This is a genomic window from Sphingobium sufflavum (assembly GCF_021403115.1).
Taxonomy (GTDB): domain Bacteria; phylum Pseudomonadota; class Alphaproteobacteria; order Sphingomonadales; family Sphingomonadaceae; genus Sphingobium; species Sphingobium sufflavum.
In genome coordinates this window covers 37,786-59,073 of the sequence record NZ_JAJSSH010000002.1, presented here as the reverse complement: position 1 = coordinate 59,073, position 21,288 = coordinate 37,786, and the positions used below count along the sequence as shown (strand labels likewise).

The window sequence follows — 21,288 nt, the reverse complement described above, 5'->3', positions numbered from 1 at the left end:
TGTCAGACCCTCAAACCGGCATGCTCATGATGTCCTTGTAGGCGGACAACAGCTTGTTGCGGACTTGCAACGTCGTCTCGAACCCGACCGACGCCTGCTGCTTGGCGAGCATCACGGCGGCAATGTCCGTGGTTTCGCCCTTTTCGAAGGCGCTGGCTTGCGCGCCCGCATTTTCCTGGAGGCCGCTGACCCCCTGGATGGCGTTCTTGAGGGCGGAGGCGAAGTCCGCGCCGCCCGTGCCTTGCGCGCCGCCGGTATCGGCGATGCCGCCACCGACAGTCCCGACGCCGTTGGTGCCGGCGCCAGAGGTCGCATCCTTGAGCGCGCTGTTGCGCTGGAGGATGCTCTGGCGCAGGGCCATGACATTATCGACGGATAGACCGACCATCGTTCAGCCCTCCCTTAAACCGCGACCGCCAGCTCGCGCATTTCGGCAAGCCGGTAGCGGAGCGTGCGTTCGGAGATGCCGAGCAGTTGCGCGGCGCGGGCGCGATGGCCGTCCGTCTCGCTCAGCGCGGCGCGGATCGCGTCATTCTTGGAATGGCGGGCGACATCGCGCAGGGCGACGGGGGTGACGGGCTGCGGCACCGGATCGGCGACGGGGCGGCTCACGACCGGACGGATCGGGGCCGGGGCAGGCGCGATGCTCAGGTCGCTCGCCTCGATCGCATCGCCTTCGCGCAGGACCAGCGCACGGTGCAGGACATTGCCCAGCTCGCGGGCGTTGCCCGGCCAGCTATGCGCGTCCAGTTGCGCCATCGCGTCGGCGGTGGGCAGGGCAAAGCGGCCCTGCGGTCCCATCGGCATCTGGTGACGCAGCAGGAAAGCGGCGGTGATCGCGGGAATGTCGCCCGCCCGCTCGGCCAGCGGCGCGAGGGTCAGCGGCATGACATTCAGGCGCCAGTACAGGTCCGCCCGGAACCGGCCCGCATCGGCTTCGGCGGCCAGATCGCGGTTGCAGGCGGCGACGACGCGCACATCGACGGCGACCGGGTGGGTCGCGCCGACGGGCAGGACTTCGCCTTCCTGCAACGCGCGCAGCAGTTTCGCCTGAAGCGCGAGGGGCAGCTCAGCGACCTCGTCGAGGAACAGCGTGCCGCCATTGGCGGCCTGGAACAGACCCTCGGAAGAGGTGGCCGCACCGGTGAAGCTGCCCTTGCGATGGCCGAACAGCATCGCTTCCATCATGGTTTCGGGCAGGGCGGCGCAATTGACCGCGATGAAATCCTTGTCGTGGCGGGGGCTGCTGGCGTGGATGAAGCGCGCCATGCCTTCCTTGCCGGTGCCGGTGTCGCCCTGGATCAGGACGGTGGCGTCGCTGGCGGCGACCCGTGCGGCGAGGCGCAGCAGGGTGGCGCTCTTGGCGTCGCCCACGGCGGGCATGACGGCGGGGCGCAGCAGTTCGGAAATCAGCGCATAGCCGATCTCGCGGTCGGCCATGCCGAACCGCAGCCGGGCGGGCAGGCCGTTGGCGGCGGGCAGGAAGGACGGGGCTTCCTCGCGGATGTCCAGCAGGATGTCGCGATGCGTCGCCGCCGCGATCTCCTCGATGCCGAGGATACGGATCACATGCTTTTCGCGCGCCTTGGCCGGATCGAAGATCCGCACGGTGTAACACGCTTGTTCAAGCCGCTCGCCAAGGTCCGGCAACAGCCGCCTGACGCGCTGGCTCATGTCGACTGGCAACATGAGATCAGTCCCTATGGTTCGCCAGTCCTACTCCCCCGAGCGGTACCGGCACTTTCGATAGGCCCAATGTCGCCGCAAACCTTTATGATATGGTTAACAACCGGCAAGATTTGCCGGAAAGCGGCAACTTCTTTCCGCCTGCCGCCCCCGCCCTTTTCCGTGCCGGGAAAAAAATTTTCGCCGTCCCCTCACGCGCGCGAATCTTTTTATCCAAAGGGGGCGGGCTTTCCGGGCCTTTCAAAAAAAATCGCATCGCCCCCTAAAGACCCGGCGGCATCGTCCGTTCTGGAGCTTCGAGGCCGCACTCGCCCCCTGGCAGCGACCCTGATGAGCGGGAGAATTCCAGTGACAGTTATCAATTCTAACATTTCTGCCCTTCGTGCCCAGAACGCCTCGAACAAGGCGTCGGCTGGCCTGAACACCGCGATGGAGCGCCTGTCTTCGGGTAAGCGCATCAACAGCGCGAAGGACGACGCCGCCGGCCTCGCCATTTCGACCAAGATGACCTCGGAAATCCGCGGCCTGACCGCTGCCACCCGCAACGCCAACGACGGTATCTCGCTGGCTCAGACGGCTGAAGGCGCGCTCGGCGAAATCGGCAACATGCTTCAGCGTATGCGGGAACTGGCGGTTCAGGCCAAGAACGGCACGAACGACAGCGAAGCCAAGACGAACATCGTGACCGAGCAGAACCAGCTCGCCGACCAGATCAAGAGCGTCGTCAAGGACACCAAGTTCAACGGCGTCAGCCTCTTCACCGGCGGCTCCACCAGCGGCAGCGACGCCCAGATCAGCATCCAGGTCGGCTCGAACGCCAGCGACACGCTGACGATCAGCATCACCGACCTCGACGCCACCACCGGCGCGCTGGCCAAGATCGTCGACTTCTCGAGCGGCGGCATGGTCTCCACGGCTTCGCTGGGTGACTTCGACTCGGCCCTGACCACCACCACGACGGCGCGTGCCAACCTCGGTGCGTTCCAGAGCCGGCTGGAATCGACCATCAACAACCTGACCACCACGGTCACGAACCTGACGGAAGCCCGCTCGCGGATCGAGGACACGGACTTCTCCACGGAATCGACCCAGATGGCGAAGAACCAGATCCTGTCGCAGGCATCGCAGGCCATGCTGGCCCAGGCGAACCAGAGCCAGCAGGGCGTGCTGAGCCTCCTGCGCTAATAAGAGATTGATCTGCCGAGGTACTGGTCCACCCCGGCAGGTTAATGATCCCCCGGCCCATCATGTCCCCACCGGGCCGGGGGTCACAACTTTCGATAGGACCAGAACCGAAGACCCTCGTTCCCCCGGACGAGGGTCTTTTCGCGTCCGCCCTCCCGGTGGGCGAAGGGGCCGGGCCAGCGCGCGGAGGCGGGTTAACCTTCTGTTATCCATACCGGCATAGAAAGAGCGCGATAGCTTCCTCACAACATGCGGATCGCACCATGAACGCTGGCCTCAACGCAGTCTTCCTCAAAGCCAAGCGCGCTGAACAGCGGGGCGAGGACGCCGAAGCCCGTCGGCTTCTGGAAGAGGTGTTGAAGAAATATCCGAATAACAAGACCGCCGCGGGCGGGCTGGCGCGCCTCGACGAGATGAGCACCGGCTCCGATCCCCGGTCGCAGGCCGCGCTGGACGAGATTTTGCGCCTCTACGCCCTCGGCGACTTCGCGGGCGCGATCGTGAAGGGGGAGGCGATCGCCCATCGGTTCGCCGCCTCGCCCGATTTCGCCAACCTGCTCGGCGCCGCCCATCTCGACCGGGGCGACCTTGCCAAGGCGCAACATGCGTTCCTTCAGGCGCTCCAGATCGACCCGGATCACCGGGCCTCGCGCGACAATCTGGTCCTGCTGCGGCAGCGGCAGGGGAACCAGCCCGACGCGGAAGCCATGTACCGCGAAGCCGTCACGCTCGACCCCGGTCATGCGGAGGTGCACTGCCAGCTCGCCAGCTTCTATCTGGAGCAGGACCGCCATGCCGAGGCCGAAGCCGCGTTCGAGGCCACGCTGGCGCTCGATCCCGACAACGTCGGCGCGCACCATGGCCTCGCCAAGATTCGCCTCGCCGCGAAACACCATGCGGAGGCCATCGACCTGTATCTCAGGGCCATCGCCCTCCAGCCGGACCATTTCGATTCCGTCTTCGGCCTCGCCCATGCCTTCTGGGACATGGGCAAGCGGGCGGAAGCGGTCGATGTCTATCATCAGGCTACGATGGTCAGCCCCGACAGTTGCCAGGCGCATTTCCGCCTGGCGGATGTGCTGCGCGTCGCCAACGTCATGGACCGGTCCCATGCCGCCTATATCCGCGCGCTGGAACTCAAGCCCGACAGCCGCTCGATCAAGGCGCAATTGCTCTATCATGAGGCGGTGATCTGCGACTGGCACGCCCGCCACGAATTTCGCGACCTGCCCTTCGACGCGCTGACAAAGGCGGACGTGGTGCAGCCGTTCACCGCGCTGCCGTTCGAGGATGACGGCGCGCGCCAGCTTGCCCGGTCGCAGCTTATGGTCGACACCAGCCTCCAGCCCGTCCTGCCGCGCTTCGACTTTCCCCGCGCGCGCGATGGCGAGAAGATTCGCATCGGCTATTTCTCCGCCGACTTCCACGACCATGCCACCCTCCATCTGATGGGCGGCCTGCTGCGCGAACATGATCGCGCGCGTTTCGAAATCCGCGCCTACAGCTTCGGGCATGAGGATGACGCGAAGCGGCAGGCGATCCTGCCGCTGGTCGACGCCTTCATCCCCATTCAGGATCTCACCGACGCGCAGGCGGTGGAGCGCGCGCGCGCCGACCGGCTGGACATTGCCGTCGATCTCAAGGGCTATACCGCGAACACCCGCATGAACCTGTTTGCCGAACGGGTGGCCCCGGTGCAGATCGCCTGGCTCGGCTATCCCGGCACGGTGGGCGGCGATTTCATGGACTATATCATCGCGGATTCCGTGGTGATCCCGCACGGGTCGGAACATCATTACAGCGAGAAGGTGATCCGCCTTCCCGGCAGCTATCAGGCGAACGACAACCGGCGCGCCATCGGCGCCTGCCCGGACGACCGCACCGCGCTGGGCCTGCCGGCGGCGGGTTTCGTGTTCTGCTGCTTCAACCAGAATTACAAGATCGGCCCGGCGGAGTTCGACATCTGGATGCGCCTGCTGAAACAGGTGGAGGGCAGCGTGCTGTGGCTGATCCGTTCCAACGCGCTGGTCGAGGCCAATCTGCGCAAGGAGGCGATCCGACGCGGCGTCCGGCCGGAACGCCTCGTCTTTGCGGACAAGGCCCCACATGCGGACCATCTCGCGCGCCACCGCCATGCCGACCTGTTCCTGGACACGTTCGCGGTCAACGCCCACACCACCGCCAGCGACTCCCTGTGGGGCGGCCTGCCGGTGCTGACGCTGGCGGGCGAACAGTTCGCGGCGCGCGTCGCGGCCAGCCTGCTGGCGGCCATCGACCTGCCCGACCTCATCACCCACACGGCAGCGGACTATGAAGCCCGTGCGCTGGAACTGGCCCGTTCGCCGGAGAAGCTGGCCGAGGTCAGGGCGCGGCTGGCCGCCAACCGGCTGACCACGCCCCTGTTCGACACCGTCGCCCACACCCGCCAGATCGAGGCCGCCTACACCGCCACCCACCAGCGCCACCGCGACGGCCTCGCGCCCGACCATATGCTGCTGGGCTGAGGGCTGGGGCTGGGGGCTTGCTGAGCGGGAGCCGTTTCCTATCCGATTGCATCGGACCGCCGCTCTCAGTTTTTGGTTTAGCGCGTTTTCCGAGTCAGCCGGTGATTCCATCGGCTTGGAAAACGCGCTAAAGGCGCACCTGTCGGACCGCAGGCCTGCCCAACCGGGGGCCTGCCAGACTCAGTAAGGCCGCTGGCGGCCATCGAGCCGCCCGACCTCATCACCCACACGGCGGTGGACTATGAAGCCCGCGCGCCGGAACGGGTCCGCCCGCCGGATCGGTTTTCGCAAACGAATCCGGGTCAGTGTGGTGCAGCGTCAACAGAAGGCCCCGCCGCGAATGTTCTGAACGACCGCAGGGTTCTGACAACCCGCCACAGCGTCATCCGCGAAAGCCGTCGTTCGCGCCGCCAAGGTCTCGACGCGGACCGGGATCAGGGCATGGCTGGCGACCAACCGGCCCCTCACGCCCCCTGTTCGACACCGTCACTCCCACCCGCCGGATCAAGGCGACCCGCACCGCCATACACCGGCGTCGCTCCGATAGCCTCACCCCCATCGTACGGAAAGCGGCCCGCCGCGCTAAACAAATGGCTGTTGGACCAGAGCGTGATGACGGTAAGCGCGCCCGCCTCGCCTTTGCGAGCGCCGCGACGCAATCCATGAGCGCCGCAGGGAATGGGTTGGACTTCACCCGCCTGCGGCTCGCTACAGTCGCAAGGGCGATTCGCGGAAACCTCATCCTGCTCCACGGACACGCCTGTCAGGCCGGAAACCGCCGGACCGAGGGCCTCTTGCGCTGCGGAACCTGCGACATCGCCCCGCCCCGCTGGATCGGGCTGCGCCTGCTGAACGGCGGCCTGCCGGACGGACGCTCCATCGGATCAGGTGAACCCTGTCGGATACGGCGGAGCCTGTTGGACGCCCCCCTTTGGGTGCCCTCTGTTGGATAGCGCCCTGTTGGATGTCCTTTGTTGGATAGCCCGCTGTTGGATTCTGGCATTCCCTCCCCCAAATTCCAAAACACCCTTTTGGTTGGTCATGTTGAAATCACCCCCAAAAAAAAGCGAGACGCCAGCCGCCTCTAATCCAGCCAGACAAACTCCAGGTCGCGCCCCCTGAACAGCGGCATCCCCTCGATAATGGCCCGCGCCTTGAGCGGGTTCAGCCCAACGAAGATCGTCCGAACCCCCTCGTCCAGCGCGGCGGGATTCAAGACCGGCACACCCAGATGCTCCCGCCCCTGAAGATTGGGGTTGAGATCGAGGAAGGCGGCGATCTCCACCGTCCCCTCCAGTTGCTGCGCGATCCAGCTGCCATAGAAGCCCGCGCCATAAATGGCGCACCGCTGCCCCGCCGCCCGGTCGCGCGCCTGTTTCAGCAGGCCATGCGCCTTTTCCCAGAAACGGCAGATTTCATCATTGCGCCCCACCGCCTCCGCAACGCCGGGCACAGGCTCCGTCGCGCCCCCGTTACACGCGGTCGCACTGACGAAGAAGGCGCCGGGGAAGTCCGTGTCGTTCAGCACGTCCACCGCAAAACCGCTCGCCTCCAGGGCGTGGCGGATGGACGGGGCGGTGAAATGGTTGAGGTGGTCGATCACGATCATGTCGCCCGGATTGCCCTGCACGTCCGGCATCGACAACAGCAGCCGGCCGCCCGGCTTCAGCACCGCCCGGATCTGCGCGAGGAAAGCCATGGGTTCGGCGACATGCTCGATCGCGAAATGGCTCATCACCGCGTCGAACCGGCCATGCCAGCCTGCGTCGATGGTATAGGTCGCCTGATGATCCGGCGCGACCCAGCCGTCCCACGCAAAGGCATAGTCGCTGCTGACGTCGAAGACATGCGGCACGATGTCCGGCCGCTGCCCCACCATCTTGCGCAGCGTATCGGATTTCGCCGCGCCATAATCCAGGATCAGCGCGCCCGGTGACAGGTCCAGCATACGCAGGCTGATCGCGGCCTGATGATCGGTGCGATAGAGCGGCTGGCCCTGCGCATCCACCGCGAACAACTGGTCATGATCGTCCGCCTCCAGCGAGATGCGATATTCCGTGTCGTAGAAGGCCTGGATGTCCGGCATGTTCGGGCACTGCGCATGGCTGCACCGGGGACAGACATGCACCACCGTCTCGCTGTCGAGCGTGGTCATGATGGAAGTCAGCGCGGGCGCGGCGGCGCAATAGGCGGGTTCGCCAAGGGCGCTGCCGCATACCCGGCAAGAAGCAATATCCGTCATTTCAATCCCTGGTCTGGTGTGGCTGCGATCAACTCCGGTACGATCTCGCCAAAGTCCTCCCCCGCGGCGAACGATCCCCGCCATCCGATGCGGACGCCCATCGGATCGGCAAAGTTGAACAGCCGGAACTGGATGCTCCAGCGGGGAAAGCACTCCCTGTTATGGCCGGACTGATGCAATGTCATGAAATCCATGAGGATGAGGTCACCCGGCTTCGTCAGCGGCGCCGCGCGATCATAGCGGGCGAGCCTCTCCTCCGACTGGTCAAGATGCAGGGCATAGGCGCCGGTCGCGCCGACGCCCTTGCCATCACGATAGACTGGGATCGGCCCTTCGGCCTGCGACCCTGCCGCAATCTGCACCGGCCCCATCTCCTCCGTCACCGGCAGGAGCGGCGACCAAAAGACGATGCCGTCGCTGCTGCGCAACTGGGAGGGAAACTCCTGATGCCAATGTGCGCGGAATTTCTCTTCCCCCGGATTGTCGATGCGGATGCCATAGCCACCCGCCGCGATGCCCGGCAAACTGCCCGGACGAAGCGCGCGGAACAAATCGTCATTCTGCTCCCTGGACACCAGCCGCAGAAAAGCGGGTATCTGCTTGATCGCATCATAGACCTCGCCGCCCCATGCCCGGTTGCGCGCGATCAGCGCGGGATAGGCCAGCGTCATCGCCTCGACCGCGCTTCCAGTCGGCGCGTCGACGCCATATTTTTCGCACAGAAAGGCGACGATGCGGCGAATGCCCTCCTGGATCGGCGCCACATCAGCGGCCAGATCATAGAAGCCGGGCAAGACGACATAACCGTCGACCCCGAACCTGTCCTGCACATCGGAGGCGATGGATGGGGTCATGCCGATGCCTCCGTCCGGTCCAGAAACGCCCGCCAAGGCAGCGTCCGCGGCTTCAGATAGCCGACCGCTTGCGGTCCGGTTCGCGCGATCAGGTCGAGGATCGAGACATAGGGAGTAAAGTCTCCCGGCCCCTGCGGCCAAGGGGTACAACTATAATCGACATAATCCACCGCCACGCCCGCCGCCTCGAATGCAGGGTGGTCGAGATAGCGGGCCGCACCATGCGCGGTGACATAGCGATCACCGCGCAGATGCCGTACCATGTCCAATACACGACTCCAGGACTGCCCCCCGATGCCGAGATCATGGCTACCCACGCGACGGGGGATTCGGATTCCCAGATAAGCAGCGGGCAGGTCGATGCTGGCGATCAGCAGGTCGCACAATCGCTCCTGCGCATAAGCCTCGTCCATGATCGCCAGCGCATCGGCCAGATAAGGCGCATCCTGCAACGACTCCCGCACCATCTCCCGGTGCTGGATACGCCAGTCGCCGTCCGCCGCCTGCAGATCGGCAATCACCTGAAAGCTGCCCTTGCCCGCCAACGGCACAGTCATCCAGCGCCGCCCTTCGGCAAATTTCAACTGTATGCGGTTGGTGAAGCTGCCCTTGGAAAATTGCACATCGTCGAGGTCGACATAGACGTCGGCCAGCATCACCTGCTCGAAAAAGCCGGGCCAGGGAAACAGCATCGGCTGGCTGATGACGACGGCTGTCATCTTATCCGCAATCCAGCGCCTGATTCAAGGGAGGCATAGCGAGTGCCATCACCTTACACACTCTTGCATCGCACATAGCCGCCCGGCGAACTGGCCAGCACCAGCTTGCCGTTCAGCGCCTCGTCCACCTCGAACCGATCAGTCTCCGCCAGATAGGCGTTGAGCGCGGCATAGGGCTCGTCGCCCGGATACCAGATGGCGGAGCGTTTGGTCGGCGTCTGCGACGCCTCGCTCTGCCCCAGCAGTGTATCGGCGACCACCAGATACTGGCCCGGCGTCACTAGCGGGCCATAGGCGCGCAATTCCGCCAGCACATGCTCGCGGCTATGATCGCTGTCGAGCACCACCATGACCGACGCCCCCGGTGGGATGGCGTCACGCACCTGCGCCACCGTCTCCACTTCGGTGGAGGAACCTTCGATCAGGGTGATGAGCGGCGCGACCGGATGCGCCTCGATGGCCTCGCGATTATGCGCGCGAATGTCGATATCGACGCCGATAACCTTGCCCGTACCGATGACCTTCAGCAATGAGGCCATGAAGATCAGCGACCCGCCACGCGCCACGCCCGTTTCGATAATGACGTCCGGCCTGTTGGCCCAGATTACCTCCTGCGTCGCCATGATGTCAGCCGGCATCTGGATGATGGGTAGGCCCATCCATGACCACAGATAGGCATAATCATAGCGGTCGAGCGTAACGAGCGTGTCCAGGCTCTGCCGGAACGCCTCCTTGTCCCGGCCCAACGCCAGCGCCATCTCGCGCTTGTGCGCCTCGAACTCCTGGCGATCGTCCTTGGTGATCATGTCGCTCAAAGCCCTTCTTCAGTGCCGCGCACGACTTGGATCAGCGTATTCGCGACCCGGTCGATGTCAGCCTCCTCCATGTCATGATAGCTAGGCAGGTTAATCGCCCGCGTCGGAATGTGCCAGGCGTTGACGTTCGACGGCTGGTCCTCGAACATCGGCAGGCTGGAGAGCGGATGGAAGAAGACCCGCGCGTCGATGTCCGCCGCTTCGAAGGCGGCGAGCAGTTGCTCGCGCGTGATGCCCAGCGCCGCGTCGCACACCGCCGTCGGCATCCATGCACCATTGACCGTTCCCACAGGTTCGGGGTTCAGCCGAACGCCTTTCAATCCCGACAATCGCTGACGATAACCCGCCAATATCGCCCGCTTGCGCGCGACCAGCTCGTCGATCCGCTCCAGCTGGCCGCAACCGATGGCGGCCTGCACATTGGACATCTTATATTTGAAGCCCAGCACCTCCGGCCAGAATTGCCGGGTGTCCCCCGCCACGCGGCCATGATTGCTCAACGTCTGTACGGTCCGGAACAGCACCGGATCGCTGGTGACGAACATGCCTCCCTCGCCCGTGGTCAACGTCTTGGTGCCATGGAAGGAGAAGGTACCGAACAGCCCCATCGACCCCGCACGGCGGCCCTGCCACTGCGTCCCTATCGCCTCTGCCGCATCCTCGATGATCGGCACACCGGTCCGGCGACCGAGGTCGAGCAACGCATCCATGTCGCATAAATTGCCATAGATATGGGTGGCGATGATCGCGCGGGTGCGCGGCGTGATATGGCGCTCCGCATCGGCAACGTCGATACACCAGCTATCGGGTGACACGTCCACGAACACAGGCGTCGCACCCAGATGCCGGATAGGCGCGACCGTTGCAATCCAGTTGGTGTCGGCCAATATGACCTCGTCCCCCACGCCGATGCCCAATGCCGCCAGCCCCATATGCAGGGCGCCCGTGCAACTGGAGGTGGCAATGGCATGCTCGCTGCCAAGCCATGCCGCATAGTCCCTCTCGAACCGCACGATATATTCATAACAGCGCGCACCCCAGCCGTTGGCGACAGCGTCGGCGGCATAGCCCTGCTCCAGCCCGGTGATGGACGGCTTGGTATAGAATATCCTGCTGCTCATGACTAATCCTCCCCCTTCTGGCCGGTTCAGATCAGCACATGCTGGGTCAGTTCAAGCTCGGAAAAGATCAGATTGGGCTGATAGCCCTTCGCTTCATATTCCTCGCGCAGAACCTCATCGCCGATGAACACCGCCGATTGTGCGATCATATCCACATCGTTAGCGGCAGTGTCAGCAATAACCACGACCTGTGGGGACAAGCCCGTCTCATACAGCAGAGCGGCGATATAGTCCGGGTCAGCCATGCCCCCGATGACCAAGCAACAGATACCCGACGTGGCGTTGACCTGATACGCCAGTGTCTGAAGGCCGACCAGCGTGGGCAAAGTCTTGGCGATCTTGACCACTTCGGGATGATCGCCCTGCCCGCCGATCACCATCCGGGTGCACAGCTCATAAGCGGTGATATAATCCTTGCGCGCATACCAGAAACGGATGGCGACCGACATGCGGATCAAAGTGAAGATCCGGCACATCTGCTCATAGACGGCACAGGCTTCCTCCGACATGTCCAGCACGCCACGTTGCGCAGCGATATGCAGATAATATTCCAGCCCGCCACGATATTTATCCCATGACGTCATCACATCGTCATGCCCGGCCTGCTGGCGGGTCGCGTTCAACTTGGAGACCGCCACGGATCGGTAGAAAGGCTGCTTCAGGAAGGTGACCGCGCCCTGGTCCAGGAAATGGGCGAGATAGGAAAAGGCCCAAAAGCAATATTCGCGTGGCACCCAGCAGGACCGCAGCGCAGACGAACGATAGATGGCGATCTCCGGGAAGATATGCCCCTCGAAGATGAAGCGGAACATGTCGAAAAAATCCTGCCGATCGAACGTGCGGTCTTCCTCCACGGCGTAGAATTGCGAGAGGTCGCGACCTTCCACCTCATCGTACATGTTCCAAGGCGCGTGGCAGGCCACCACTTCGGGATTCTGGTCCAGATGACGGATCGCTTCCTCGACCCCGCTGACGACCAACAGGTCATCATCAGCCAGATAAACGGAATACTCCCCGACGGCATGGTGAAAGGCATTGGCCAGATTCGGGCCGGACCCGCCATTCACCTCCCGCCGGAAATAGCGGATCGGCAGGCCCTTGGCGATAAACTCCGCCACCACCGCGCCCGTGGCGTCGGTCGAGGCGTTGTCCGACACGATGATCTCATATGAAAAGCTGAAGTTATAGGCTTCGCAATATTCCAGCGCGTTGCGAATATAGATTTCGCGATTGTACGTCGGAATACAGATGCTAAGCTTGACGTCCTTCAACGGACCATCTCCTGATTAAACGACGGATAGGTCGCATCCCGCTCTCCGATCACCACCGGCGAAAAAGGCCAGTCGATGCCGAACAGCGGATCGTCCCACCGGACCCCACGGGCGAGGTCCGGCGCATAGATGGACGACATATGGTAAATAAGTTCGCAACCATCTTCCAAAGTTAGGAAGCCATGCGCGCAGCCCGCGGGAATTGCGAAAGCATTGCGCCGGTCCGCGCTCAGTTCGACCGACGCCCATTGCAAATGGCTGGGTGAATCCGGCCGCAAATCGACAGCCACGTCATAGACCGTGCCCCGCGTCGCCCGCACCAGCTTGGCTTCCTTCCCCGGTTCCGCCTGAAAATGCAGGCCGCGCAATGTACCCCGACTGTGGTTCATCGACACATTGCATTGCGGATAGTGGGACGGCAATCCCTGCGCCGCGAACATCTCGGCGCAGAAGGTCCGGGCGAAAAGGCCACGCTCGTCCACCTGCGGCTCCACCTCCACGACGAAGGCACCCACAATGGCCGTAGCCAGGAATTTCATCCAAACACCATCAGTTCCGGTACCGCCACGACAAAACGCCCGCCCCAATCAGCAATTCCGCGATTGATCGCCACCACCTCCTCCCGGATGTTCCAAGGTAGGATCAGCAGATAGTCGGGCCGCGTCTCGAAAATCTTTTCGGGCGGCAGGATGGGCAGACGGCTGCCCGGCAAGAACAAGCCCTGCTTCGCCGGGCTGCGATCAACCACATAGTCGATCAGGCCGATGTCGATGCCGCAAAAGTTGAGCAGCGTATTGCCCTTGGCCGCCGCGCCATAGGCCGCGACCGTCTTCCCATCCACCTTCGCCTGCTGCAGGAAGGCCAGCAACCCTTCCCGGATCGGCGCTACTCGCTCCTGAAAAGCCTTGTAGACGGTGACATGGTCAAACCCGGCCACCGCTTCGTCTCGCCGTATCTTGTCCACGCCCGGCATCACGCGATCCCGCACCGCCGCCGCCCGCCGCGCAAAGACGCGCAGGCTGCCGCCATGGGTCTCCAATTCCTCGACATCGAACACCACAAGGCCATGCGCTGCAAAAATATTCTCCACCGCCAGCAGCGACAGATAATAGAAATGCTCGTGATAAACGGTATCGAACTGCGCGCCCTCGATCAGACGGAGTAGGTGTGGGAACTCCAGACTGACCACGCCCCCCGGCTTGATGACCGCCGCCAGTCCACCGACGAAATCATTGATGTCCGGCACATGGGCCAGTACATTATTACCGATGACCAGATCCCCAGCCAGTCCGCGCGCGACGAGATTCGCGGCGGTATCCCTGCCAAAAAAGCGCGCCTCCGTCGGCACGCCGATCGCCCGCGCGACCTGAGCAACATTCTCAGCCGGCTCTATGCCCAGTACAGGCACCCCCATTGCCACGAAATGCTTGAGCAGGTAGCCGTCATTGCTCGCCACCTCGATCACCTGCGACGTCTGGTCCAGGCCGAAACGCTCGCGGGTCATCGTAGCATAGCGGCGAGCATGCTCTACCCAGCTATCGCTGATCGAGGAGAAATAGGCATAATCGCTGAAAATCTCCTCTGCGGAGACAAAAGCGTCCGCCTGCACCAACCAGCACTGGCCGCATACACTAGCCCGGAGCGGATAGGACGGTTCCGGTTGCTCCAGTTGCTCTGCGGTCAGGAAGCTGTTGGCGAGCGGTGTCGAACCCAAGTCGACAAAACCATGCTCCAGAGCCGTATCGCAAAATCGGCACCGCCGCTCAGTCATCGTCCCAAATCCTCATAGGCCGCAATCTGGTCGAGCGTGAAGCGGCGCATGTCGGCTCCTTCCCGCTCGGCTCTGTACCATGCCGCTGTCCAGTCCATTGCCTGCGCGCGCGCCAGACGCGGACGCCAGCCAAGCGTTTCCGCTGCCAGCGTGGAGTCCAGCGTCAGGAGCGACGCTTCCACTTCCCACTCTCCGGGCGCTTGCCGCCAGCTTGCATCGATACCGAACGCCGCGCCCAACTCTTCCGCCAATTCTGCCACGCGAGCGAAATCTCGCGGGTCCGGGCCAATATTCAGTGCAGCCGGCAACGCATCCCCGCCCTGCTCGGTCAAAGCCTGCGCATAGCGCAAATAGCCTCCCAGCGGCTCCAGTACATGCTGCCACGGCCGGACCGCATCGGGGTAGCGCAACTCGACGGGTTTGCCAGCCGACAGCGCCCGGATGAAATCAGGCACCAGCCGATCCTTCGCCCAGTCTCCGCCACCGATGACATTACCCGCCCGCGCGGTCGCCAGTGCCACGCTAGCACTCTGAAAGTAGCTTTTGCGATAGCTGGCGCAGATCAGTTCCGCGCACGCCTTGGAACTGCTGTATGGGTCGGTCCCGCCCAGCGGATCACCCTCCACAAAGGGTCGCCCCTGCCCGGCATTGGCATAGACCTTGTCGGATGTGACCACCAGAACGGTACGAACCGACGACACATCCCGCACCGCCTCCAGCAGGTTGACCGTGCCCAATATGTTGGTGGAAAATGTCTCAACCGGATCGGCATAGCTCCGCCGCACCAGCGCCTGTGCCGCGAGATGCAGAACGATATCCGGCTGGAAAGTCCGGACATCGTCCGCCAGTGCCGCCGCATCGCGGATATCGAGGATATGATGGTCTGCATTGGGCCATGGTGCCACGCTGTCATAGAGAGAAACGGGCGGTTCCGGTACCAACGCAACAGCGCGCACTGCCGCACCCAGCCGCTCCAGCCACAGGCAGAGCCAAGCGCCCTTGAACCCCGTGTGCCCGGTCACGAATACACGGCGGCCCTTCCAGAATTGGTTCAGGCCCATATCTTCCAGGGCGCGTTGCCGTTGTTCCAATATTCCTCCAGTTGCGCCTTCTCGCGGAGCGTGTCCATCGGCTGCCAAAAGCCGTCATGCTCAAACGCTGCTAACTGGTTTTGCCCCGCCAGCATCTCCAGCGGCTCGCCTTCCCAACTGGTCTGGTCATCCTCGATCAGGTCGATCACCGATCGGTCGAGCACGAAGAAGCCACCGTTGATGCGCTGTTGATTCGCGCCGCTCGGCTTCTCGACAAAGGCGCTCACCCGACCATCCTCGATATTGGCAACGCCGAACCGGCCGGGCGGGATGACCGCGCACATGGTCGCCTTCAGCCCATGACTGCGGTGGAAAGCGATTTCCGCCGAAATGTCGATGTCACCCAGACCGTCGCCATAGGTCATGCAGAACGGCCCCTCCACATCGAGATAGTCGGCAATGCGGCGCAGACGTCCCCCGGTCATCGACTGGACGCCGGTATCGACCACCGTCACCCGCCAGTCCAGTTGGGTCGCCCGATGATATTCGATGCTGTTGTTGGACAGGTCGACCGTAATGTCGCTGTGGTGGATGAACAGATTGGTGAAATACTCCTTGATCATATAGCCTTTGTAGCCGGCGCAGATGATGAAGTCCTTCACCCCATGATGGGCGTAGATGTTCATGATATGCCACAGCATCGGCTTATCGCCGATTTCCACCAGCGGCTTGGGCCGCACCACCGTTTCTTCTGAGAGGCGCGATCCGAAGCCTCCGGCTAGAATGACGGCTTTCATGCAATGCGGTCCGGCGACAGTGGCTGGCCCATTATTTCGGCGAAGTACATCTCAGGGCCACTCTCGACATATGTGTTTCTGCGGCGTTCCCGCTCCGGGATCGAACTCTCCACGAAAGACGCCTTCGCTGAACCGATATGAACGGTGGTGATATGCTCGCAAGTCAGTCCGTTACGCAAGCAATTTGAAGCACAAGCGCCAGACCGTAAAAATAGTCCGGCCCCGAAACCGCGTGACGAAGCAAGCGCGGTTCCGGGGCCGGTCATACTCCCTTTCGGAAGCCCTCCCTGACAGGAGAGAGAAGTTTAGAAGCTGGTCTTGACCGTCAGGCCCCAGGTGCGCGGATCGGCCGGCTGTCCGATGATCAGCCCGGTGCTGCCCGACTGGCTGGTCAGCAGTTCGAAGTAATTCTCGTCGAATGCGTTACGAACCCAGGCAAAGATGTTCAACTTCGTGCCTTCGCGGTAGCCCAGCCGGAAATTCGAGAGCGAATAGCCGTTGATGTACATATATTGCGACGGCGACGGGTTGGACGAGAAGCGCGAACGATAATTACCGTCATAACCCGCATAGATCTGGCCTTCGCCCGCACCGACCGGCAAATTGACTTCACCGCCATAAGAGAAGGACCATTTGGACACGCCCGGCAGAACCTGACCGGAAATGTCGCACGTGCCGGACTTCTCCGGCGGGCAAGGCGCATTGGTGAAACGGACATATTCCGCGTCCGTATATGCACCGTTGAAGTAGAGGCTCAGACGGTCCGACGGACGGAACGACGTATCGAACTCACCGCCACGCGAACGGACCTTGTCCGCATTCGCAAGATAACCGCGGATCGTGCTGACAGCCTGACCATTCACCGTGGTCTGATAGTCAGAAATATCAGTCCAGTAACCGGCCAGGTTGATGGTCAGGCGCTTGTCGAGCCACTGCGTCTTCAGGCCGATTTCATAATGATTGACCTTTTCCGGCGCCACCGTCTGCTTGGTATAGTCCGGTGTGACGTTGTCAGCGGCAAACGGGATACCCGACAGGTTGATACCGCCCGACTTGAAGCTGTACGCATAGGTTGCATAGGCATGGATGTCGCGGCTGAAGTCGTAGGAGACGTTGACGTCACCCGACAGGTTCCAATCGCTGAAGGTCGGCGTGTAGTAGAGTGGCGCCAGCGTCTTGACCTGATCCCTGTACACGGCAAGCGGCACGGCCGTGCCCGTGACCTGATTGATCGGGGATGTCGCTCCGGTGACAGGATTCTGAGCCGCATTGTTCGCATACACCGCTGCCTGAGCCGCCGTGATCGAATAATTATAGGTGCCGTTGTTGATGCTGACGACCGAGTTGTAGGAACCCGTCTTCTTATCATAGTTGAGGCGCAGACCGGGCTGGATGTGCAGCCGGTCGTTTACTGCCCAGTTGAGCTTGCCATAAATGGCCGCGCTCTGGTTGCTCAGGCGAATGGCATTGGTGCTGGTCAGACCGTTGAGCACTGCCGGGTTCGCTGCGTTCGCACCCACCGTCAGCACATTATTGGCATAGGCGCTCAGCAGCCAGTAGCTGGCCCGCGAACCCTGAACCTGCGAACCCTGCGTATTGATCGCCTGCGTGAAGAAATAGGCACCGAACGTATAATCGATCGTGTTCTTGCCGTTGGAGGCGATGCGCAGTTCCTGACTGAACTGGCGCTGCTGCGACGGGTTCTGCGAAATCGTCGTGATCGGCAGACCGACGAAGTCACGGTCGTTCTTGGGCTTCCAGTCCCAATAACGATAGGCGGTCACGGAGGTCAGCGTTGCAGGACCGAAGTCCCAGTTGCTGACCAGCGATGCGCCCCCGATTTCCTGACGCGAATTGCTCTCTGCGTCCAGATCGGTCACGCGGTCGAACGGATTGAGGCTGGCAGGCTTATAGCCGATACCGTTCGCCAGAGCCGTATATTTGGCGTTCGGCACGGTGCGCGCATAATATTGCACGCAGCACAGCGGGTTCTGCACGTTGAAGTCGCCCGACAGACTGAAGTCCAGCGTATCGGTCGGCTTCCACAGCACGATAGCGCGAGCGCCGACATTATCCTGCCGGTGCAGGTCCAGACCGCTGGTGTTCAGCACCGTGCCGTCACGCCGCGTGCCGGATGCGGACAGGCGCACCGCGAGCTTGTCCGACAACGGGCCGGAAACCGATGCCTTCGCCTGCACGAAATGATAATTGCCGACGGAGAACTCCGCCTGACCTTCTGGCGTGAAGCTGGGCTTGCGTGTCGTGATGTTCAACGCGCCGGACGTTGTGTTCTTGCCATAAAGCGTACCTTGCGGGCCGCGCAGCACTTCCAGACGCTCCACGTCGATGAAGTCCATCGTGGCAACGCCGATGCGGCCGATATAGACGCCATCGACATAAAAGCCGACGCCCTGCTCGATACCGTCGTTGGTCAGGCCGAACGGCGCGCCCAGGCCGCGAATGTTGATCGCGCTGTTACGCGGATTGCTGGAGTAGAACTGGATTGCCGGCTGCAACTGCTGGAGCCGCGCGACATTGAAGGCCCCTGTGCCGTCAAGCGTCTTGCCGTCCAGCACCGACAAAGCGATGGGCACGCCCTGCGCGGATTCTTCGCGACGGCGCGCGGTGACGACAATGTCGCCGGGACCGGCTGCACCCGCATCGGCGGCCTGCTCAGCAGGAGCGGCGTCAGCCGGGACGGGGGCCTGCGCAAAGGCTGTGCTGGCAAAAAGGGCTGCAAACGGCAGCACGCTGGCGGTTGCCGCCAGCCGAATGGTCTTCATGGTCATGTGGTCCTCCCGAACCTTATAAATTTGGTGTTCCTCCGGTTGCCCGGTGGGTGTCCCCCAAAGAATGTTTGCATTTTGGTCCGCCCGGGGAACGGGTAGGACAAGTCCGAAAGGAGAACCAAAACAGATGTAACCCTCGGGCGCGTGCCCGCCGGTGTCGGTCCGTCAGACGCCCAGACGACGCTTTTCCGTCACATCAATCTGCGTCACCCGGCCATCGTGCACGACGACGGAAATGGAACCGAAGCGTAGGCCGTTCAGGGCCTGGCTGATCTGCTCCACAGCCGCATCATGGTCGGGCGTCGGCTTGGGACTGAGCGTCGTATGTCGATTCATGAGCTTTCCTTCCTGAGAATCGGCCATAATGTCTATTTGTTCGATAGACAATAAAATTAAAGAAAGGGCGGTTTCAAGAAAAACTATTTCTCTCGAAACCGCCCGGCGGGGTTGCTGCTAACGGAAAATCAGCTGTCGATAGAAATCGGCCGAATCCCCTTCAAAGAACTGGAAAATATTGATTTTCCTAATATTTCACTACGTACGTCATCGCCCGTCGCCAAGCCGAGCAGACGGTCGAGCCATTGCTGCCCTTCCTGCCAGTCGCCTAGCCCGGACTCTGCGTTGACGTGCCCCGCATCGCCAATTTCGACAAAATGACTGCCCCAGAATTTGGCTAGGCTGCGCGCTCGCGCCAGATCGATATAGGGATCATTGCTGCTCGCGATGGTCACACTGGGGAAGGGCAGGATAACCTTAGGCGCTGGACCAAAGCCAGCGAGCCGCGGATCGGGGCCAGCCGCATCCACATCCGGCGGCGCCACCAGCAGCGCACCCGCAACGGGATTACCATAAGATTGCGTTTCCAGCGCCGCCCACCATGCAACGGCGAGACATCCCAGACTATGCGCCGCGAGAATGACCGGGCAATCTGCCTGCCGGATCGCACTGTTCAGCATCGTCACCCAGCTATTGCGATGCGGGTTGGACCACATGCCAAGATCAGCGCGCTGACAATCGGCGCGCTCACGCTCCCAGATACTCTGCCAGTGCCCCGCGCCGCTATTGTCGAGTCCGGGCACGGTCAATACCAGCGGCTGGATCCTGCCATTGTCGATGCTGCTGTTCATGGACGGGCGGCTCCTTGAAGATCCGAATCGGGCATGATCGCCCGACGCCCGATAGATAATTCTATTTGTAGAGTAGACAATGGTGGAGCGATTGAGCGTTGGGGCGTTGCGACCAACGGCAAGACGGCACAATATTGCTTATAAAAGCTGCTGGACCAACCCATGCTCCGCCAATGTGGAACAAGAACAGCCAAGACAAAAAATTATAAATTTATGGCATCCACGCGCCATCCGGCGAGTACAGGCAATTATGCCACCCTGTCCCCAAAGCTGCGGAATGTATGACTTCCGCGCCTTCTAGCTAATTCACCACGAAACCATCGCAGGCATTTCCAATGAACTCGGCGGATAGTCCTAAAGGTGCGCCGCCCAATCGTCCGGCTTAAACCCAATCAGGATCGCGCCCGCGCCGGTCACGACCGGCCGCTTGATGGCGGAGGGGTTGTCCAACATGATCGTCACAGCCTTGCCTGCATCGAGATCGGCTCGTTTTGCTTCTGGCAGTTTACGAAAGGTGGTGCCCGCCCGGTTAAGCAACGCTTCCCAACCCGCTTCTGAAACCCAATCGCGCAAGGCTGCTTCATCCACGCCTTGCTTCTTATAATCGTAAAACTTGTAATCCACGCCCTTGCCGTCCAGCCACAGGCGAGCCTTCTTTACAGTATCGCAATTGGGGATGCCATATAGGATGATGCTCATGGAATTGCGCTCTCGTCACTCATGTCGAACCGATCCGCCAGCGTCAGCCGGTCGAGGATAGCTGCCGTCTCATCCCGCACCAGCAACATGATCCGCCGCAATTCGCACTTCTCCTCCGGCAGGCAATTCTTGCATGTCTCATGAGCGAAGCGGCTTGCACAGGGAACCAACGCCAGCGCGCCATTGGTCAACCGCAAAATGTCGCCATAGCGTATGTCAACCGGCGGCAAAGCCAGCCAATAACCGCCGTCGCGGCCGCGCTGCGTGGCGATCAAGCCTTCTCGCGACATTTCGGACAGGATGACAGTCAGGAATTTCGCAGGGATATTCTGAGCTTCGGCAATTTCCGCCAGATGCACCGGTCCCTCGCCATAACGGCGCGCCAGATGCTGAAGCGCACGGATCGTATATCGGGTTCGTTGCGAAAGCATGCCTACTCTTTTGGTTTAGTAATCTACTCCTAACCCGCCACGCGTCGCACCGCAACCGCCGTAATCTGCCAATGCTAGGACGGCTTGGCGCGCTCAGGCCCCGATTCGGCGCAATCGACTTTCCATTGTTTTGAGCTTGTTAATCAGTTGTTTGCCATAATATGGCCGTGTGGGTGGGGCGAACGGGACATGACATGATTTTAATGACGCGGGCGGGCGAATGAGCGGTTGGTTTAAAGGCGGTGT

19 protein-coding genes are annotated in these 21,288 nt (G+C 62.0%); 2 read left to right on the top strand and 17 right to left on the bottom strand.

Going from position 1 to position 21,288, the window contains the following annotated elements; genetic code table 11:
- Positions 1 to 10 precede the first annotated feature (10 nt).
- Complete coding sequence (gene fliE / locus LWE61_RS03515) at positions 11 to 388, bottom strand: flagellar hook-basal body complex protein FliE (protein WP_234148653.1); 378 nt, start codon at positions 386 to 388, stop codon at positions 11 to 13.
- 14 nt (positions 389 to 402) lie between these two features.
- Positions 403 to 1,689, bottom strand: a complete 1,287-nt coding sequence (locus LWE61_RS03510) for a sigma 54-interacting transcriptional regulator (RefSeq protein WP_234148652.1) — start codon at positions 1,687 to 1,689, stop codon at positions 403 to 405.
- A gap of 345 nt (positions 1,690 to 2,034) precedes the next feature.
- Here LWE61_RS03510 and LWE61_RS03505 point away from each other — a divergent pair, with 345 nt between their 5' ends.
- Both LWE61_RS03505 and LWE61_RS03500 read left to right on the top strand, forming a co-directional pair.
- Positions 2,035 to 2,871: a flagellin N-terminal helical domain-containing protein gene (locus LWE61_RS03505; protein WP_326490606.1), complete on the top strand. Its 837-nt coding sequence runs from the start codon at positions 2,035 to 2,037 to the stop codon at positions 2,869 to 2,871.
- Between the two features lie 263 nt (positions 2,872 to 3,134).
- Complete coding sequence (locus tag LWE61_RS03500) at positions 3,135 to 5,375, top strand: tetratricopeptide repeat protein (protein WP_234148651.1); 2,241 nt, start codon at positions 3,135 to 3,137, stop codon at positions 5,373 to 5,375.
- 1,084 nt (positions 5,376 to 6,459) lie between these two features.
- On the opposite strand, the gene LWE61_RS03495 is transcribed toward LWE61_RS03500, so the two are convergent.
- The 15 genes from LWE61_RS03495 to LWE61_RS03425 form a co-directional block, all read right to left on the bottom strand.
- Positions 6,460 to 7,617, bottom strand: coding sequence for a class I SAM-dependent methyltransferase (locus tag LWE61_RS03495; protein WP_234148650.1), 1,158 nt, complete (start codon positions 7,615 to 7,617; stop codon positions 6,460 to 6,462).
- Positions 7,614 to 8,471: a phytanoyl-CoA dioxygenase family protein gene (locus LWE61_RS03490; RefSeq protein ID WP_234148649.1), complete on the bottom strand. Its 858-nt coding sequence runs from the start codon at positions 8,469 to 8,471 to the stop codon at positions 7,614 to 7,616. Before LWE61_RS03490 ends, LWE61_RS03495 begins: the two co-directional genes overlap by 4 nt.
- A complete protein-coding gene (locus LWE61_RS03485; RefSeq protein WP_234148648.1) occupies positions 8,468 to 9,190 on the bottom strand; it encodes a WbqC family protein in 723 nt (240 codons plus the stop codon). The genes LWE61_RS03490 and LWE61_RS03485 overlap by 4 nt, the downstream gene beginning before the upstream one ends.
- A 53-nt stretch (positions 9,191 to 9,243) precedes the next feature.
- Complete coding sequence (locus tag LWE61_RS03480) at positions 9,244 to 9,996, bottom strand: cephalosporin hydroxylase family protein (protein ID WP_234149054.1); 753 nt, start codon at positions 9,994 to 9,996, stop codon at positions 9,244 to 9,246.
- Positions 9,997 to 10,001: 5 nt separating this feature from the next.
- Positions 10,002 to 11,126 carry a DegT/DnrJ/EryC1/StrS family aminotransferase gene (locus LWE61_RS03475; RefSeq protein WP_234148647.1) on the bottom strand — a complete coding sequence of 375 codons (1,125 nt, stop codon included), beginning with the start codon at positions 11,124 to 11,126 and terminating at the stop codon, positions 10,002 to 10,004.
- A 26-nt stretch (positions 11,127 to 11,152) separates the two neighbouring features.
- Complete coding sequence (locus tag LWE61_RS03470) at positions 11,153 to 12,397, bottom strand: glycosyltransferase family 2 protein (protein WP_234148646.1); 1,245 nt, start codon at positions 12,395 to 12,397, stop codon at positions 11,153 to 11,155.
- A complete protein-coding gene (gene rfbC, locus LWE61_RS03465; protein WP_234148645.1) occupies positions 12,394 to 12,936 on the bottom strand; it encodes a dTDP-4-dehydrorhamnose 3,5-epimerase in 543 nt (180 codons plus the stop codon). The genes LWE61_RS03470 and rfbC overlap by 4 nt, the downstream gene beginning before the upstream one ends.
- Positions 12,933 to 14,168 carry a class I SAM-dependent methyltransferase gene (locus LWE61_RS03460; RefSeq protein ID WP_234148644.1) on the bottom strand — a complete coding sequence of 412 codons (1,236 nt, stop codon included), beginning with the start codon at positions 14,166 to 14,168 and terminating at the stop codon, positions 12,933 to 12,935. The genes rfbC and LWE61_RS03460 overlap by 4 nt, the downstream gene beginning before the upstream one ends.
- Positions 14,165 to 15,229, bottom strand: coding sequence for a CDP-glucose 4,6-dehydratase (gene rfbG / locus LWE61_RS03455; RefSeq protein WP_234148643.1), 1,065 nt, complete (start codon positions 15,227 to 15,229; stop codon positions 14,165 to 14,167). Before rfbG ends, LWE61_RS03460 begins: the two co-directional genes overlap by 4 nt.
- Positions 15,220 to 15,996 (bottom strand): glucose-1-phosphate cytidylyltransferase, encoded by a 777-nt coding sequence (gene rfbF / locus LWE61_RS03450; protein WP_234148642.1) that lies wholly within the window; start codon positions 15,994 to 15,996, stop codon positions 15,220 to 15,222. The genes rfbG and rfbF overlap by 10 nt, the downstream gene beginning before the upstream one ends.
- 305 nt (positions 15,997 to 16,301) lie before the next feature.
- Positions 16,302 to 18,785 (bottom strand): TonB-dependent receptor, encoded by a 2,484-nt coding sequence (locus tag LWE61_RS03445; RefSeq protein ID WP_234148641.1) that lies wholly within the window; start codon positions 18,783 to 18,785, stop codon positions 16,302 to 16,304.
- Positions 18,786 to 18,950: 165 nt separating this feature from the next.
- Positions 18,951 to 19,121, bottom strand: a complete 171-nt coding sequence (locus tag LWE61_RS03440) for a YezD family protein (protein ID WP_234148640.1) — start codon at positions 19,119 to 19,121, stop codon at positions 18,951 to 18,953.
- Between the two features lie 128 nt (positions 19,122 to 19,249).
- Positions 19,250 to 19,912 carry an RBBP9/YdeN family alpha/beta hydrolase gene (locus tag LWE61_RS03435; RefSeq protein ID WP_234148639.1) on the bottom strand — a complete coding sequence of 221 codons (663 nt, stop codon included), beginning with the start codon at positions 19,910 to 19,912 and terminating at the stop codon, positions 19,250 to 19,252.
- 354 nt (positions 19,913 to 20,266) lie between these two features.
- Positions 20,267 to 20,611, bottom strand: a complete 345-nt coding sequence (locus LWE61_RS03430) for an ArsC family reductase (RefSeq protein WP_234148638.1) — start codon at positions 20,609 to 20,611, stop codon at positions 20,267 to 20,269.
- Positions 20,608 to 21,042, bottom strand: coding sequence for an RrF2 family transcriptional regulator (locus tag LWE61_RS03425; RefSeq protein ID WP_234148637.1), 435 nt, complete (start codon positions 21,040 to 21,042; stop codon positions 20,608 to 20,610). The genes LWE61_RS03430 and LWE61_RS03425 overlap by 4 nt, the downstream gene beginning before the upstream one ends.
- Positions 21,043 to 21,288 lie beyond the last annotated feature (246 nt).